Annotated in this window: 17 protein-coding genes and 1 tRNA gene; 8 read left to right on the forward strand and 10 right to left on the reverse strand. The window is 68.8% G+C overall.

Annotated features, from left to right (window positions below):
* Position 1 precedes the first annotated feature (1 nt).
* Complete coding sequence (locus tag FKO37_RS02050) at positions 2–877, reverse strand: ABC transporter permease (protein ID WP_134664074.1); 876 nt, start codon at positions 875–877, stop codon at positions 2–4.
* Positions 867–1,670, reverse strand: coding sequence for an ABC transporter ATP-binding protein (locus FKO37_RS02055; RefSeq protein WP_067583710.1), 804 nt, complete (start codon positions 1,668–1,670; stop codon positions 867–869). The genes FKO37_RS02050 and FKO37_RS02055 overlap by 11 nt, the downstream gene beginning before the upstream one ends.
* A 184-nt stretch (positions 1,671–1,854) precedes the next feature.
* Between FKO37_RS02055 and FKO37_RS02060 the strand changes: the two genes are divergently transcribed.
* Together FKO37_RS02060 and FKO37_RS02065 are read left to right on the forward strand one after the other, a co-directional pair.
* On the forward strand, positions 1,855–3,444 hold the full coding sequence (locus FKO37_RS02060) for a sensor histidine kinase (RefSeq protein WP_238608208.1): 1,590 nt from the start codon (positions 1,855–1,857) through the stop codon (positions 3,442–3,444).
* On the forward strand, positions 3,441–4,097 hold the full coding sequence (locus FKO37_RS02065) for a response regulator (RefSeq protein ID WP_238603585.1): 657 nt from the start codon (positions 3,441–3,443) through the stop codon (positions 4,095–4,097). The genes FKO37_RS02060 and FKO37_RS02065 overlap by 4 nt, the downstream gene beginning before the upstream one ends.
* 537 nt (positions 4,098–4,634) lie before the next feature.
* On the opposite strand, the gene FKO37_RS02070 is transcribed toward FKO37_RS02065, so the two are convergent.
* Both FKO37_RS02070 and FKO37_RS02075 read right to left on the reverse strand, forming a co-directional pair.
* Positions 4,635–5,291, reverse strand: coding sequence for a hypothetical protein (locus tag FKO37_RS02070; RefSeq protein WP_238603586.1), 657 nt, complete (start codon positions 5,289–5,291; stop codon positions 4,635–4,637).
* Between the two features lie 121 nt (positions 5,292–5,412).
* Entirely contained in the window at positions 5,413–6,249 is an 837-nt protein-coding gene (locus FKO37_RS02075; RefSeq protein ID WP_134664079.1) for an SDR family oxidoreductase, read from the reverse strand.
* A 66-nt stretch (positions 6,250–6,315) separates the two neighbouring features.
* Here FKO37_RS02075 and FKO37_RS02080 point away from each other — a divergent pair, with 66 nt between their 5' ends.
* Complete coding sequence (locus FKO37_RS02080) at positions 6,316–7,065, forward strand: serine protease (RefSeq protein ID WP_238603587.1); 750 nt, start codon at positions 6,316–6,318, stop codon at positions 7,063–7,065.
* A gap of 13 nt (positions 7,066–7,078) precedes the next feature.
* Positions 7,079–7,300, forward strand: a complete 222-nt coding sequence (locus FKO37_RS02085; protein WP_037807659.1) for an RNA-binding S4 domain-containing protein — start codon at positions 7,079–7,081, stop codon at positions 7,298–7,300.
* A gap of 204 nt (positions 7,301–7,504) precedes the next feature.
* On the opposite strand, the gene FKO37_RS02090 is transcribed toward FKO37_RS02085, so the two are convergent.
* Complete coding sequence (locus FKO37_RS02090; protein WP_037807185.1) at positions 7,505–8,446, reverse strand: Ldh family oxidoreductase; 942 nt, start codon at positions 8,444–8,446, stop codon at positions 7,505–7,507.
* Between the two features lie 92 nt (positions 8,447–8,538).
* Between FKO37_RS02090 and FKO37_RS02095 the strand changes: the two genes are divergently transcribed.
* The gene (locus FKO37_RS02095) at positions 8,539–8,820 is read left to right on the forward strand and encodes a DUF2277 domain-containing protein (protein ID WP_037807183.1); all 282 of its coding nucleotides are present in this window, start codon (positions 8,539–8,541) and stop codon (positions 8,818–8,820) included.
* 8 nt (positions 8,821–8,828) lie between these two features.
* Here the strand turns inward: FKO37_RS02095 and FKO37_RS02100 are convergent, their stop codons facing one another.
* From FKO37_RS02100 to FKO37_RS02110, 3 genes are all read right to left on the reverse strand, one after another.
* Positions 8,829–9,026, reverse strand: coding sequence for a KTSC domain-containing protein (locus FKO37_RS02100; RefSeq protein ID WP_200864486.1), 198 nt, complete (start codon positions 9,024–9,026; stop codon positions 8,829–8,831).
* A 122-nt stretch (positions 9,027–9,148) separates the two neighbouring features.
* Positions 9,149–9,233, reverse strand: a tRNA-Ser gene (locus FKO37_RS02105).
* Positions 9,234–9,235: 2 nt separating this feature from the next.
* A complete protein-coding gene (locus tag FKO37_RS02110) occupies positions 9,236–9,727 on the reverse strand; it encodes a MarR family winged helix-turn-helix transcriptional regulator (protein WP_107050862.1) in 492 nt (163 codons plus the stop codon).
* Positions 9,728–10,240: 513 nt separating this feature from the next.
* Here FKO37_RS02110 and FKO37_RS02115 point away from each other — a divergent pair.
* Complete coding sequence (locus tag FKO37_RS02115) at positions 10,241–11,173, forward strand: neutral zinc metallopeptidase (protein WP_043837760.1); 933 nt, start codon at positions 10,241–10,243, stop codon at positions 11,171–11,173.
* A gap of 20 nt (positions 11,174–11,193) precedes the next feature.
* A complete protein-coding gene (locus FKO37_RS02120) occupies positions 11,194–12,171 on the forward strand; it encodes an NAD(P)H-quinone oxidoreductase (RefSeq protein WP_238603588.1) in 978 nt (325 codons plus the stop codon).
* Positions 12,172–12,180: 9 nt separating this feature from the next.
* Here FKO37_RS02120 and FKO37_RS02125 read toward each other — a convergent pair whose 3' ends face one another.
* A complete protein-coding gene (locus tag FKO37_RS02125) occupies positions 12,181–13,380 on the reverse strand; it encodes a cysteine desulfurase-like protein (protein WP_238603589.1) in 1,200 nt (399 codons plus the stop codon).
* A 100-nt stretch (positions 13,381–13,480) separates the two neighbouring features.
* On the opposite strand from FKO37_RS02125, the gene FKO37_RS02130 reads away from it, so the two are divergent.
* Complete coding sequence (locus FKO37_RS02130; RefSeq protein WP_037807169.1) at positions 13,481–14,059, forward strand: bacterial proteasome activator family protein; 579 nt, start codon at positions 13,481–13,483, stop codon at positions 14,057–14,059.
* Here FKO37_RS02130 and FKO37_RS02135 read toward each other — a convergent pair.
* A complete protein-coding gene (locus FKO37_RS02135) occupies positions 14,056–15,219 on the reverse strand; it encodes an epoxide hydrolase family protein (protein ID WP_238603590.1) in 1,164 nt (387 codons plus the stop codon). The two genes, FKO37_RS02130 and FKO37_RS02135, sit on opposite strands and share 4 nt — an antisense overlap.
* Positions 15,220–15,264: the final 45 nt, after the last annotated feature.

Consider the following 15,264-nt stretch of genomic DNA (forward strand, 5'->3'; position numbering starts at 1 on the left):
GTCAGATCCCCTGGCTCGCCTGGGCCGAAACCTGCGGACGCCAACGCAGCAGTTTGCGCTCGGCCGAACTGATCAGCCATTCCGCGAACAGCGCGACGACCATGATCACGATCATCCCGGCGTAAACCCCGGCGGTGTCGAACGTGCCCTGCGCGTTGGCGATCAGGAAGCCCATGCCCGCCTTGGCACCGGTGTACTCACCGACGACCGCACCGATCAGCGCGAAGCCGAACGCGACGTGCAGCGACGAAAGAATCCACGACGTCGCACTGGGCAGCACGATCGATTGCAGCACCTGCCACCGCGTCGCACCGAGAATGCGGGCGTTGTCGATCAGATTCCGGTCCACCTCGCGGGCACCGGTGAAGGCGTTGAAGAACACCGCGAAGAACACGAGCACGAACACCGTCGCGACCTTCGAGGACAGCCCGAGCCCGAACCAGATCACGAACAGCGCGGCGAGCACGATGCGCGGCATCGCGTTGGCTGCCTTGATGAACGGGGCCAGCACCTCGGCGAGATACGCGCTGCGACCGAGAATGACGCCGCAGATCACGCCCGCGACCGCGCCGAGCACGAACCCGATCACGGCTTCCTCGACGGTCACCAGGATCTGGTACCAAATGGTCCCGAAGTCGGTTCCGGTCGTGAACCATTCGGTGAGCCGTTCCCAGATCTTCGACGGCATCGAATAGAAGAACGGGTCGATCCAGAACCGGCCCGCGATCTCCCACAGTCCCAGCCAGGCAACGAGAATCGCCAGCCGCAGCAGCCAGACGTTGCGCTTGTGCCGACCGGCGGAGCGCTTCGCCCGGGAGAGAATGTCTTGTTCGGTTTCGAAGACCGGCGCCGGCGCGGTCTGAGTCTCAAGCGACACCGGTCGCTCCCTTCTGGCGGGCCTTGTCGACCTCGCCGCGCAGCGATTCCCAGATATCGGAGTAGAGCTTGCGGAATTCCTCGGTCAGCCGCAGGTCTTCCACCTTGCGCGGCCGCTCCAGCGGAATCTCGAAGACGTCCTTGACCGTCGCCGGGCTCGTGGTCAGCACGACCACCTTGTCCGCCAACGCGATCGCCTCGTCGAGGTCGTGCGTCACGAAGATCACCGCGGCTCCGGTACCGGACCACAGCCGGAGCAACTCGTCCTGCATCAACGCGCGAGTCTGGACGTCGAGCGCGGAGAACGGCTCGTCCATCAGCAGGATTTTCGGCTCGGTGACCAGCGTCTGCGCCAACGCGACGCGCTTGCGCATCCCGCCGGAAAGCTGGTGCGGGTAATACTTCTCGAACCCGGCCAGCCCGACGCGGCCGACCCAGTCGGCGGCCTTCTTCCGAGCGTCCTCTTTGGACGCACCGCGGAACCGCGGCCCGGACGCGACGTTGTCCAGCACCGAACGCCACGGCATCACCGCGTCGGTCTGGAACATGTAGCCGACGCCGTCCGGAATGGACTTCACGTCGGAACCGTGCACGACGACCCGGCCCGCCGACGGCGGCTGCAACCCGGAGACCAGGGACAACGTGGTGGATTTACCGCACCCGGTCGGCCCGACCACGGCGACGAACTCCCCCGGTTCGACGGTCATGGTCAGCTCGCGGACAGCGGTGTGGACAGAACCTGATCCGCTCGGGAACCTTTTGGTGGCGCCGATCAGTTCGATGAGTGGGGCCATCGAGGTGACTCCTTCGTCACGGTGGGGACTCGCTCGAGGCAGGTTAAGTTCGGGTTTCTCGGCGGAGAAGCTTGTCGACGTTCTGCGTGCGCTCTGCGCGTTCTCCACGTTTTGCTCGTTTAGCGCACAGCGCTGAGCTGGGGGTATGTTCCCTGACATGCCGAAGTGGGCGCTCTTTCCGCGGATGCGGTTCACCCGTCAGGTGCTGCTGTTGCAGATCGGCGTGGTGGTCCTCGTCGTGGGCCTCGGCGTCGCGCTGGTCAGCTCGCTCCTGCGATCGACGCTGTCGAGACAATACGGCGAACGCGCGCTGGCGATCGCGAAGTCGGTGGCCGCCGACCCCGTGGTGGTCGCGGGGGCGGCCGCACGGCAGCGCGGCGGGCCGCTCGAGGAACGCGTGCAAGCGGTCACCAAGGCGACCGACGTGTTGTTCGTGGTCATCACCGATGACCACGCGATCCGGCTCGCGCATCCGACCCCGCGCGAGATCGGCCAGCGGGTGAGCACGTCGGCGGAGGAAGCGCTCGCGGGCAAGGACGTCGTCAGCGCCGTCCAGCTGGGCACGCTGGGGGTGTCGGTGCGCAGCAAAACCCCGATCTGGCAAGGCTCACGGGTCGTCGGGGAGGTGAGCGTCGGTTTCGACATCACCGAATTGACCGGTGCGTTCAACGACCTTCTTTCCCTGACCCTGGTCTTCGGTGGAGGAGCACTGCTGCTCGGCGCGGGTGCATCGGCCCTGCTCAACCGCCGTCTGCGCCGCGTCACCCACGGCCTCGAACCCCACGAACTGACCGAGCTGCTCTACGAACACGAAGCCGTCCTGCACGGCATCGGCGAAGGCGTGCTGGCCGTCGACGCGGAACACCGGGTGACCGTCCGCAACGACGAAGCCGAACGGCTCCTCGGCACCCCGCTCCCCGTCGGCGCACCGCTGGAGGACCTGGACCTGTCCCCGCGAGTGCACAAAGCCGTCGCCGAAGGACGGCCCGTGGACAACCTCCTGGCGGTAGCCGGAAACCGGGTCCTGGTGATCAATTCCCGTGCCGTGCAACGGGATGAACGCGCGCTGGGCACCGTCCTGACCTTCCGCGACCGCACCGACCTCGACACCCTCACCCGAGAACTCGACGGCATCCGCTCGCTGTCCGACGGCCTCCGCGCGCAGCGGCACGAGTTCGCGAACCGCCTGCACACGCTGTCCGGTCTGCTGCAGCTAGGCCACCACGCCGAAGCCGAGGAATACCTGCAAACCCTCACCGAAACCACCGCCTCGCGCGCGGAACCGCTCGACGACCGGGTGACCGATCCGTACCTGCAAGCCTTGCTGGTCGCGAAAACCGAGCAGGCGCAGGAAAAAGGCATGGAACTGCGGCTGGCCGACGACGCCTGGGTCCCTGCCTCGGTGACCGACCCGATCGCCGCGGGAACCGTGATCGGCAACCTGGTCGACAACGCCTTGCACGCCGCCCGCATGGGTCCGCGCCGCCCCGCGTGGGTCGAGGTCGGCCTGCTCGCCGATGGCTCCACTTTGCACGTGTCCGTTGTGGACAGCGGGCCGGGCATCGACGATGCGTTAAGGGACAAGCTTTTCGACGAGGGAGTGTCCACAAAGCTCAGTCCCGGACACGGCCTCGGACTGGCCTTGGCCCGCCAAGCCGCCCGGGCCCGCGACGGCGACGTATGGCTCGCCGACCCCGGCGGCGCGACGACCGGCGCGTTGTTCGTCGCCAAACTTCCCGGCCTGCTGGACCGACCCGAGGAGACCGACGCATGATCCGCACCCTGATCGTGGACGACGATTTCCGCGTCGCCGGCGTGCACGCGGGATTCGTGTCGGAGGTACCGGGCTTCACCGTCGCCGGGGTCGCGCACACCGCCGCCGAAGCCCGCGCCCGCGTACGCGAACTGGCCCCGGACCTGGTGCTGCTGGACGTCTACCTGCCGGACGAGCCCGGCCTTTCCGTCCTGCCCGACCTGAAAACGGACACCATCGTGCTGTCCGCCGCCACCGACGCCGCGTCCATCTCCGCCGCGATCCGCGCGGGGGCCCTGAACTACCTGATCAAACCGTTCACGACGCGCCAGTTGTCGGAACGCCTCACCTCGTACGCCCGATACCGCGGCCTGGTCACGACCGAACGCTCACTGTCCCAAGACGACGTGGACCGCGCCTTCCGAGCCCTCCACGACCAGGACCGCGCGGCGACGCCAAAGGGCCAGTCAAGCGCGACGGCCCGCCTGGTGTCAGAGCGCCTGCGCGGTTCGCCGACCCCGCTCTCGGCCGCCGAAGTAGCCCGCGAACTCGGCATGGCCCGTGCCACCGCGCAGCGCTATTTGACGGCGCTGGCAGAGTCGGGAGCAGTGGAAATGCGCCTTCGCTACGGCGCGACCGGACGCCCAGAACACGAATACGACTGGATCGGCTGACCCCCGACGCCCCGCGGCTGCCCTCGCAACCAACGCACGCCTGCCGACCGCCGAGGGGTCGCGGCTTACTCCGGCGGGCCCGCAAGTCAGCAACGAATCAGCTGACCGGACAACCGCAGCCAGCCCGCTTGCCGACCTCGGCCCACCCGACAACCACAGCCAACCCGCTGCTGGTCTCGACTCCCCCGGCAACCGCAGCCAGCCCGCTCGCCAACCTCACCCCGCCCAGCAACCACAACCAGCGCGCCTGCCGACCTCAGCCACCCGACAACCGCAGCCAGCCCGCTTCCTGATCTCGGCTCACCTGGCAACCGCAGTCAACCCGCTTGCTGATCTCTGCCCGCCCGGCAACCGCAGCCAGCCTGCTCGCCGACCTCAGCTCACCCGGCAACCACAGCCAGCCCGTCTGCCGACCTCAGCCCGCCCGGCAACCACAGCCAGCCCGCCCGCCGACCTCAACCCGCCGAGCAACCGCAGTCAGCAGCCCATGCTCTTGCAGCAGCCGTCAACCCCAGCCAGCGTCCGCTCGCTGATTTCTCAGCGACCGCCAGCCATCCGCTGCGCCGCGTCGAGCCACGGTTTCCAGTCGAGGAACTGGTCGATGCCCGTCCGCGCCGGGGTCTTGCTCGGCGCGGGCGTCGCGAGGTCCGCGCGCGGATCGGCCTGCTCCGAAGAATCCGGAGCCGACGTCGCGCGCGGCGTGGTCGAGCGGACCGGGTTGTGCCGCCGCACCGGGGTGTCGTGTGAGGGCACCGGGACGTACACCGTGACCGGCGGCGCGGTCTGCGTCACCGGCGGCGTGATCGTCGAAGGCACGGGAATCTGCTGCTCCGCGATCGGAACACGCTGTTCAGCCTGCACGACGGCGTCATCCGCGGGCTGCCCGGGCAGCGCACCGGTGAAGAACCCTCCAGCCAGCCAGCCGAGTCCGACCAGGATCACGGCCAGCCCGGCGCCGACCCACACCCGGGCGCGGCGCCGCGACGCGACTGCGCGCGGGCGTTCCTCCGCGGGCGCGCACCCGGCGATCACCGGGATCTCCTGGGTCGATTCGCAGCTCGTCTCCGGCGCGGCCTCGTCCGGCAGCCGGGGCCCGCGCGGCAGGCTCGCGGCGATGATGCCGGTGCGGTCGACCAGTTCCCCGGCGGCGCGGTCGGCGGGCGCGGCCAATCGGCGCTCGGCAAGGCGCAGCATCGAGGGCTACCTCCGGGGTGCGGACACACGACTGGACTGGCAGCATTCTGCGACATTCCCGAGGGTTTCGGTGAAAATGCAACTCCATCGGGTGATCAAGAATGCGGACAGTCGCGACGAGTTATCCGTTCCGCTCGATGCGTTTGAGTCCCTGGCGCGCCAAAACCGCGAGCGGACGCTGGTATGCCGAACCGAGGACGCGCGGGATCGCGTCGATCACGTACGCGTCCGGTCCGATGAGGATCCGCGCGGACCGCCTGCGTACGCCGCGCAGGATGGTCTCGGCCGCTTTCTTCGGTGTGGTAAGGGCGATTTTCTCGAATCCGGCCGCCGCTTTGGCTTGGTCGCCGGCTGCTCCGCCGCGCGCGTTGCGGGCGATGTTGGTCTTGATCCCGCCCGGGTGCACGCAGCTGACGCCGACCGGATGCCGCGCCGCGAGCATTTCTTCGCGCAGCGACTCGGTGAATCCGCGAACGGCGAACTTCGCCGCGTTGTAGGCACTCTGCGTAGGCACTCCGACGAATCCGAACACGCTGGAGATATTGACGACGTACCCGTCGCCGGAGTCGATGAGGTGCGGCAGGAATGCCTTCGTGCCGTTGACGACGCCGCCGAGGTTGACTCCGAGCAGCCAGTCGAAATCCTCGAACGTCATGTCCTCGACCGTCGCGCCGAGCGCCACGCCCGCATTGTTGACGACAAGGTTGACCCGGCCGTGCTCCCGTGCGACGTCCTCGGCATGGGCGAGAACCGCGGCCCGGTCGGCCACGTCGAGGGAATGCCCGCGCACCTCGGCCCCGCGTTCACGGGCTTCGCGCACGGTGCCGTCGAGCCCTTCGGCGTCGACATCGGACAGTTCGAGAAGCGCGCCGTGCAACGCGAGTTCGAGCGCCAGCGCCCGCCCGATGCCCGAGCCCGCTCCGGTGATCACTGCGACTTTGTTCGAGAAGTCCTTCATCGTCTCCCCACCCTGGTCTCACCGCGTTCTCTGATACTAGTGACGAGGACCAGTACTGGAGGTGGCATGCGGCGCACGGTGATCGGGCTGTTCGCAGTAATGAGTGCGAGCGGGACCATCGTGGCTTGTGCTGAGCACGCAGCGGAACCAGCGGTCGCCCCGTCGACCCCGGCGAAGCCGATCCAAGCGTCCATCGGCGCACTGTTCGTCGACGGCTCGCATTACTGCACCGCGAGCGTCGTGCACAGCCCCCGAGGCGACGAACTGCTCACCGCCGCACACTGCCTCCACGACGGCGAAGGCGGCGGTTACCTGGCGAATGTCACCTTCGCCCCGGGTTTCCACGACGGCGTCGCGCCCTACGGATACTGGCAGGTCGGGAACGAACTGGTCGCACAGAGCTGGATCGACTCGTCCGATCCCAACCTCGATGTCGGTTTCGCAACCGCCCGCCAAGACGGTTCCCCCGAGCCCTTGGAAGCGGTAACGGGAGCCAACCAACTAGGCACGAACGGCCCCTTCGCGCGCCCCGTGACGGTCGCCGGCTACCCGGACGGCGTCGACGAGGTCGCCACCTGCGAAACACACACCCAGCAGCAAGACGAACACCAGATCAGAGTCGACTGCCCAGGCTTCGCCACCGGCACGAGCGGCAGCCCCTTGGTAGCCGACCCGTCCCCCGACACGAAAACGGGCACCGTAGTAGGCGTGATCGGCGGCTACGAAGCAGGCGGCTACACCGACGACATCTCGTACTCGAGCTACTTCGACGACCAGATCGCCGATCTGTACAACCGAGCGACGACGATGCCGTGACATGATGCGTCCCATGAGCACGCGCGACGTCCCGATCACCGGAGAGCCGATCCGGCTGGGCCAATTCCTGAAACTGGCCGACCTCGCGGACAACGGCTCGCACGCAAAAGACCTGATCGACGCAGAAGAAGTAACGGTCAACGGCGAAGTAGAAACCCGCCGAGGCCGCCAACTAGCAGACGGCGACGTAGTAACAGTCGGAACCGAAAACGCCCGAGTCTCCCTGGAACACTAAGCAAACCGCAGCGAGCACACCAAACGAGCGAGGCACCCAGCCCTCCCCCGCACCCCGATACGAAGCTCCCCTGCGGTCTGGGGGTGCTTGTCAAGGCATCTTTCCCGCCTTGACAAGCACCCCCAGACCGTCAGCACAATCAAGCTTCGGGGTGCCCCACGCAACCACGCGCGCAATGTCGCCGCCAGGCGACGAGCCGCAGACTCACCCCACCGTAGACAACGGCGCCCTCCCCAACTTCAACGCCAACGAATCCAGCTGCCTCCGCACCGCCCCAGGCAACGGCACCCCCAACGCCCGGCACTGCTCCAAATACTGAGCCTCCCGCCACCCCGGATACCGCACCGGCGCACCCCCTTCCCACCCGAGCATGCTCCCGAACACCGCACTGGCCGCCCGATAAAACCCGTCCGCACTACGCAACGTCGTAGGCGCGATCGCCAGCACCAGCAACCCAGTGTCATGCTCATGATCAGCAACCCCGGACAACACCCCGGCCAGCACATCCACCATCAGAGCGAACCCAGCGAACTGCGGATTCCGAGCAGCATCAGCAAGATCGATATCGAACACGAACTCCGGATAAGCCCCCGCAGGAGCCGCCATCCCCAACGGATGCACCGGCTGATCCGCATACCCCCCGGCAGCCATCACAATCCCGATCATCCCGTGCGGCAACGCTCGAGCAGCATGATGCCCAACGCGCCCGAACGGCCCGACCCCACGCACCGACAGCAGCCCGACCCCGAACCGCCCGGCCCGCTGCACGGCCCGATCCATCGCGTCACCCACCGCCCAAAGCCCGGACGCCCGCCGGTAATCAATGAGCGCCGCGGCCCCACGATCGGCGATCAGCAACGGCTGAGCACCAGGACTGACCAATCCGTTTTCGATCGCGGGCAGATGCACCCGCGTCAACTCCCCGACGCCCGTTTCCGGCGCGCCGGTGAGATCGCCGTGGCACAACGCTTCCGCGGCCGGACGCGCACGCTCTTCGGGAAAGCCTTGTGCCATCAGGACAACGGAAACGAGCGTGACCAGTTCGTCGGCGGGAACGCGGTGCCAGGCCTGCTCGGGAATCGGGGTGTCGGCGGGAACTTCCGGGACGGGGCGGCTGAGCCGGGGAGCACGCGGTCTGAGGGGCACTTCATCAAGGTTGCCGGGCGATCTCGGACCCCGTCAACGAGGTTGGCCCTAGAGTGTGATGCGGTCAGCCGCAGAGACGTACCCTGAAGCGCATGTGCCGAAACATCACGACGCTCCGCGGCCTGCAGCCCGCCGCCACCACGGACGAGATCGAAGCCGCGGCACGCCAGTACGTGCGCAAAGTGACCGGGGTGCAGTCCCTTTCGGACGCGACGCGCGAACCGTTCGAAGCGGCGGTCGCCGAAATCGCCCAGATCACCGCGCGGCTGCTGGAGGAACTCCCGCAGCGCCGCCAGCCGCCCGCGACCGTGCCGCCGCTGCGCCGCCCGGAGGTCCAGGCGCGGATCGCCCAGCGCGAGGCCAAGAAAGCCTGACGCCGCAATCACTCCGCCTCTTGCCCGGGAAACCTCGGCTTGATCTCCTGGTTGAGGTAGCGCCCCGGGCTCTCGGCGGCCATCAGCTCGCGATGCACCCGCGCGGGCACGAGGTGGTAGCGGTAGACGCTGCCGTTGCGGAACCCGATTTCCAGCACCGACTTCGCGGCGTCGTAGCCGACGTCGCGAATGACGGAAGACTCCACGGGAACCCGGCGCACAGCACGGTCAGGGTACCCGCGCGGACCCTGGACCGGCTGCCGGAGAAAAACGGCCCCGTCTCCCGCGGGATGCGCGGAATCCGGGGCCGGACACTCGAGGCGTCAAGCGGAAGCGGAGGGATTTGAACCCCCGGTAGGTTTCCCTACGGACGCTTTCAAGGCGTCTGCATTCGGCCGCTCTGCCACGCTTCCTTCTAGGTCAGGGTATCGCGCCGTCCTTCGACGTCGTCCAGGTGTTCGAGGACCCGGGTGAACGCGGTGGCCATCGCCGTCTGCTCGTCGGGCGTCAGCAGGTCGACGAGGTGCTCGCGGGCGCCGCGCACGTGCGTCGGCGCGGCTTTGTCCAGTACGCGCTGGCCGGCGTCGGTCAGCTCCGTCAGCACCCCGCGTTTGTCTTCCGGGTCCGGGCGGCGGGTGACCAGCCCGGCGACCTCCAGTTTGCCGATCTGGTGCGACAGTCTGCTCTTCGTCGAGCCCAGCTGCGCCGCCAGTTCGGTCATCCGGGTGCACCGGTCCGGGGCCAGGTTCAGGCACACCAGGACCTCGTAGTCGGCGAGCGAGATGCCGTGGCTTTCGGACAGTTCGCGGTGCAGCCGCTGGCGCAGCCGCAGCGACGCGACGATGTAGGCCCGCCAGGCGCGCTGTTCTGCCGGGTCGAGCCAGCGCACGTCCTGGTCATCGCTCATATCGGGCAGCCTAGAAGGCCGGTTTTGCCCCGCCGCTTCGGCCCGCCGTGAAATTTCCGGCCGAACTTCCCCCAATGGAGGGTTACGAAAAGGTTGAGACTCGGCGCGAAGAAGCGCATCCTCGGGAGACAGCGGAGGGATGACGAGGATCCCGGAGCGCGCCGAAGGGCACGCCGGCCCCGATGTCCCCCCGGGAGAGGCCAGGTGGTGGCATGGCAGGTAGTTCCCGCGGTTGACCGCCCGCTGTGTCCCCGCGATCGGCACGGCCCCGTTCCGGTTCGGTCGCGATTGCGAACAGCACGAGCACCCCGTGCGCTCCGGCATCGGCCACGCGCACCGGCGTCGTTATGCCGCTGCTTCTCTTCGCGGCCTCGGCACCGCGAAGGCAGCGCCGGACGCCAGCCCGGCCGGTGGCCAACCGCTGTCAACGAAACCTCGGTAGTACCTGGGTGCGGCCCCCAGCGCAGGGGCCGCACCCAGCCTTGTTTCCAGGTTTGCGGCTACCCTTTCCGCGTGCGATTCGACGACAACGCGGATCTGGACGCCTCTGAGATCCAGGACATGCGCGGCAGCGGCGGGGGCGGCGGCATCGGCGGCCGCGTGGCCATCGGCGGCGGCGGGCTCGGCCTCGTCGGCCTGGTCATCTACTTCCTGTTTTCCCAGTTCGGCGGCATTCCCAGCACCGGGACCTCGCCCGCGGCAGGCGGGATCGGGCTCAGCGACGTCCAGTCCGGGCAGCAATTGGACGCCGGCACGCTCGCGAAGAAGTGCAAGACCGGCGCCGACGCGAACCGCGACCACGACTGCGCGATCGTCGCGATCGTCAACTCCATCCAGGACTACTGGACGCAGGAGTTCTCCCGTTCCGGCCAGACCTACCGCAAGGCGACGACCCGCTTCTTCACCGGCGGCGTGCGCACCGGCTGCGGCGGCGCGACGTCGGACACCGGCCCGTTCTACTGCCCGGCCGACTCGTACGTCTACATCGACCTGTCGTTCTTCAACGAGCTGAAGACCCGCTTCGGCGCGAAGGGCGGGCTGTTCACCGAGGCGTACGTGCTGGCCCACGAATACGGCCACCACGTGCAGAACCTCACCGGCACGTCCAAGCGCGGCACCGGCACCGGGCCGACGTCTGGTTCGGTCCGGCTGGAACTGCAGGCCGACTGCTACGCGGGCGTCTGGGCCAACCACGCCAGCACGACCCCGACCAGCTCCGGGAAACCGCTGGTCCAGGACGTCACCCAGGACGACATCTCGCGCGCGCTCGACACCGCGTCCCGGATCGGCGACGACTACATCCAGAAGAACCTCGGCAACGGCCACGTCGACAAGTCGAGCTTCTCGCACGGCACCTCGGCGCAGCGCGAGAAGTGGTTCACCACCGGCTACCGCACCGGCCAGCCCGCGAGCTGCAACACCTTCAGCACCAACGATCTCGGCTGACCCGGGATACAGTCGGGCGCATGCACGCGATCACGATCCGCGAACCCGGTGCCCCTGACGTGCTCGAATGGACCGAGGTCCCCGATCCGGAACCCGGGCCCGGCGAGGTGCTGCTGGACGTCACGGCCAGTGCGGTCAACCGCGCCGACCTGCTGCAGCGGCAAGGCAACTACCCGCCGCCGCCCGGGGCGAGCGACATCCTCGGCCTGGAATGCTCCGGCACGATCGCCGAACTCGGCGAGGGCGTCGAGGGCTGGCAGGTCGGCGACGAGGTGTGCGCGCTGCTCGCCGGCGGCGGGTACGCCGAACGCGTCGCGGTCCCGGCCGGGCAGCTGCTGCCGGTGCCCGCCGAGATCGAGACGGTCGCCGCGGCCGGGATGCCCGAGGTGGCCTGCACGGTGTGGGCGAACGTCGTGATGCACGCCGGTCTCGGCGAGGGCCAGGTCCTGCTGGTGCACGGCGGCGCGGGCGGCATCGGCACGCACGCGATCCAGGTGGGCAAGGCGCTCGGCGCGACCGTCGCGGTCACCGCGGGTTCGCCCGAACGGCTCGAACGCTGCCGCCAGCTCGGCGCGGACCTCACGATCAACTACAAGGAAGAGGACTTCGTCGAGGTGCTGCGCACCGAGACGAAGGGCGCCGACGTCATCCTCGACAACATGGGCGCGAAGTACCTTGGCCGCAACGTCGACGCGCTCGCCGTCGACGGCCGCCTGGTCATCATCGGCATGCAGGGCGGGGTCAAGGGCGAGCTGAACATCGGCAAGCTGCTGGGCAAGCGCGCGAGCGTGTTCGCGGCCGGCCTGCGTGCCCGTCCGCTCGACCAGAAAGCCGCGATCGTCGCGGATGTCCGGAATCGCTTGTGGCCCTTGGTGGAACAGGGTTCGGTGCAGCCGATCGTCGGCGATGTGGTGCCGATGGCCGAGGCCGCGTCCGCGCACCGGATGCTCGAGGAGGGCAGCATCTTCGGGAAGGTCCTGCTGGCCGCGAAGTCGTGACGCGGCGCCTCAGCGCAGTTCTTCGAGCACCCGCACCAGCTGGTTGATCTCGAACACGTTGGAGTAGTGCGCGAGTCCGATCCGCACCGCTCCGCCGACCTCGCCGACGCCCAGCGACGCGAACACGCCGCTGGTGCCGTCGTCGGCGAACGCGCAGAGTCCTTGCGACGCCAGGTATTCGGCGACCTGGGACGCTTTCGCGCCGGCCACGGCGAACGCGAGGGCGGGGATCCGGCGCATCGCGTCGCCGATCACCATCACGTGCCGCAGCGAGCGCAGTTCCGTGGACAGCTGCGCGAGCAGGCCCGCGTGGTACGACTTGGCCGAGCCGAGCGACGTCACGAGCCGTTCGCGGCGGGAACCGGTCGCGGCGTCGTCGAGGCCGGCGAGGTAGTCGATGGACGCGACGACCCCGGCCAGCAGCGGGTACGCGTGCGGGCCGAGTTCGAGCCGCGCGGGACCGGTCGCTGCCGGGTCGAGCGACACCGACGAGATGCGTTCCAGCAGCTCCGGATCGCGGAACACGAGCGCACCGACCGCCGGGCCACCCCAGGAAGGAGCGGAGACGACCATGACGTCGGCGCCGAGTTCTTGCAGGTCAAGCGGCACGAACGGGGCGGCGTAGGTCGCGTCGACCACGACGAGCGCCCCGACGCGCTTGGCGAATTCGATCACCGTCGGCACGTCCGGCCGGGTCCCGACGGACCCGGACGCCAGCGTCACCGACACCGCTTTCGTCCGCGCGGACACGAGGTTCTCGTACTGCCACGCGGGCAGTTCGCACGTCTCGATGTCGATCTCGCTCCAGCGCACGACCGCGCCGACGCGTTTCGCGGCACGCCGCCACGGCGCGATGTTGGCCTCTTCGTCGAGCCGCGAGACGACGACCTCGTCGCCGATCGTCCAGCGTTCGGCGAGCGCGTCGACGAGACGGCGCAACAGGACCGGCGCGCTCGGGCCGAGCACGACGGCAGCCGGGTCCGCCCCGACCAGATCGGCCACGGCCCGGCGGGCCGCGGTGACGATGCTTTCCGCCCGCTGAGAGGCCGGAAACGCTCCGCCCGGGCCGGACACCGGAGCCCGCATAGCTGTCGAAACGGCCGAAGCGACCTGTTCGGGCACGAGCATTCCGGCGGCGCCGTCGAAGTGAATCCAGCCGTCGCCAAGCGCGGGGAAGAGCCCACGGATACGAGCGACGTCGAACGCCATGGGGACACCGTACGGACGTGCGGTTTCGCGGTTGCCGCGGGGTTGGGCAGAACTGCCCGAACGGCCGCTAGGCTCGGGTCAGGACCGCCAACCGACGGGGATGGAGCATATGAGCGAGCCGAACTTCGGGGGAACGGGCGCAGCCGGGGACGCGGACGCGCCGCGCGTGGTCGTCGTCGGACCGGACGGCGTCCCGGTCGGCACCGCGCAGGCGGCACCCGAGGGCGAGGAAAACGAGTCCGTCGGCGACCTGGTCGAGGAACCGGCCAAGGTGATGCGCATCGGGACCATGATCAAGCAGCTGCTGGAGGAGGTCCGCGCCGCGCCGCTGGACGACGCCAGCCGCAACCGGGTCCGCGAGATCCACCAGACGTCGGTGCGCGAACTGGAGGAGGCCCTCGCCCCCGAGCTGCGCGAGGAACTGGAGCGCCTGGTGCGCCCGTTCACCGACAACGAAACCCCCTCGGACGCCGAACTGCGGATCGCGCAGGCCCAGCTGGTCGGCTGGCTGGAGGGGCTGTTCCACGGCATCCAGACCGCGCTGTTCGCCCAGCAGATGGCCGCGCGGGTGCAACTGGAGCAGATGCGCCGCGGCCTGCCCGCGGGGTCGTCCGGTTCCGGCGGCCACCCGGGCGAGGGGCACGGGCACGGCATCACCGGAACCGGGCAGTACCTCTAGCTTTCCGGGCTCTCCGGGCTTTCCGCGGCGAAGAACGCTCGAAGATCCCCGATCAGCAGGTCGGGTTCTTCGAGCGCCGGGAAGTGCCCGCCGCGCGGAAGTTCGGTCCACCGCACGATCCGGTCGGTGCGCTCCGCCAGGTGCCGCAGCGGAAGCCCGATGTCGTCCGGGAACACCGCGACGGCGGTCGGCACGGTCGACTTCGGCAGCGGTGCGCCCCACTGGACGTCTTGGTAGGCGTAGATCCGCGAGGACGACGCGGCGGTGCGGGTGAACCAGTAGAGCGAGACGTTGGCGAGCAGGTCGTCGCGGTCGATCAGGTCGTGGTGGGTGTTCGAGAAAGCCCGGAACTTCTCGGCGATCCAGGCCAGCTGCCCGGCCGGGGAGTCAGTGAGGCCGTAGGCAAGCGTTTGCGGCTTGGTGGACTGGATCATCGCGTAGCCGACGCCGGTTTGCTGGAAGGCCCGCGCTTTCTCCAGTGACCGCTGCCCTTTCGCCAGCTCTGCCCCGCTGAGCCCTTCCAGATCGGCCTCGCTGCGCGCCACCGCGGACGGCAGCATCGTCACGTGCGCCCCGATGATCCGCTCGGGGAATTGGACGGCGAGTTCGCGGGAGATCAACGCACCCCAGTCGCCGCCGTGAGTGCCGAAGCTTTGGTATCCGAGGCGGGACATCAACTCCGCCCACGCACGCGCCGTCCGAGCCGGTCCCCAGCCGCGGTCAGGCGTCGGCCCGGAGAAAGCGAACCCGGGCACGGAGGGAACGACGACGTGGAACGCCACGGCCGGGTCGCCGCCGTACGCGCGGGGGTCGGCGAGGGGGCCGATGAGGTCGAGGAATTCGACGATCGAACCGGGCCAGCCGTGGGTGAGGACGAGCGGGATGGCGTTCGGTTCGGGGGATTTGAGGTGCAGGAAGTGGATGTTGGCGCCGTCGACGGTGGTGGTGAACTGGGGGAAGCCGTTGAGGCGTTCTTCCTGGGCGCGCCAGTCGAAGCCCAGGCGCCAGTAGTCGGCGAGATCCTGGACTTCGGGCACCGGAATGCCCAGCTCCCACGCCGGGTCGTCGAAGGGATCCGGCCAGCGCGCGTCGGCGAGACGGCGGTGGAGGTCGTCCAGGTCGGACTGCGGGATGTGGATCCGGAACGGGGTCTCGGTCATGGCGACGACGTTAGGGAGGATTGCGGACTGTTCCGGTCCTCAATC

Source organism: Amycolatopsis sp. Poz14, from assembly GCF_006704225.1.
GTDB lineage: Bacteria > Actinomycetota > Actinomycetes > Mycobacteriales > Pseudonocardiaceae > Amycolatopsis > Amycolatopsis nivea.

Excerpts from the sequence above, each read along its gene's own strand:
- FKO37_RS02055 (WP_067583710.1), bottom strand. The coding sequence starts at position 1,670 with ATGGCCCCACTCATCGAACTGATCGGCGCCACCAAAAGGTTCCCGAGC.
- FKO37_RS02060 (WP_238608208.1), top strand. The coding sequence starts at position 1,855 with ATGCGGTTCACCCGTCAGGTGCTGCTGTTGCAGATCGGCGTGGTGGTC.
- FKO37_RS02065 (WP_238603585.1), top strand. The coding sequence starts at position 3,441 with ATGATCCGCACCCTGATCGTGGACGACGATTTCCGCGTCGCCGGCGTG.
- FKO37_RS02070 (WP_238603586.1), bottom strand. The coding sequence starts at position 5,291 with ATGCTGCGCCTTGCCGAGCGCCGATTGGCCGCGCCCGCCGACCGCGCC.
- FKO37_RS02075 (WP_134664079.1), bottom strand. The coding sequence starts at position 6,249 with ATGAAGGACTTCTCGAACAAAGTCGCAGTGATCACCGGAGCGGGCTCG.
- FKO37_RS02080 (WP_238603587.1), top strand. The coding sequence starts at position 6,316 with ATGCGGCGCACGGTGATCGGGCTGTTCGCAGTAATGAGTGCGAGCGGG.
- FKO37_RS02085 (WP_037807659.1), top strand. The coding sequence starts at position 7,079 with ATGAGCACGCGCGACGTCCCGATCACCGGAGAGCCGATCCGGCTGGGC.
- FKO37_RS02095 (WP_037807183.1), top strand. The coding sequence starts at position 8,539 with ATGTGCCGAAACATCACGACGCTCCGCGGCCTGCAGCCCGCCGCCACC.
- FKO37_RS02110 (WP_107050862.1), bottom strand. The coding sequence starts at position 9,727 with ATGAGCGATGACCAGGACGTGCGCTGGCTCGACCCGGCAGAACAGCGC.
- FKO37_RS02120 (WP_238603588.1), top strand. The coding sequence starts at position 11,194 with ATGCACGCGATCACGATCCGCGAACCCGGTGCCCCTGACGTGCTCGAA.
- FKO37_RS02125 (WP_238603589.1), bottom strand. The coding sequence starts at position 13,380 with ATGGCGTTCGACGTCGCTCGTATCCGTGGGCTCTTCCCCGCGCTTGGC.
- FKO37_RS02130 (WP_037807169.1), top strand. The coding sequence starts at position 13,481 with ATGGAGCATATGAGCGAGCCGAACTTCGGGGGAACGGGCGCAGCCGGG.
- FKO37_RS02135 (WP_238603590.1), bottom strand. The coding sequence starts at position 15,219 with ATGACCGAGACCCCGTTCCGGATCCACATCCCGCAGTCCGACCTGGAC.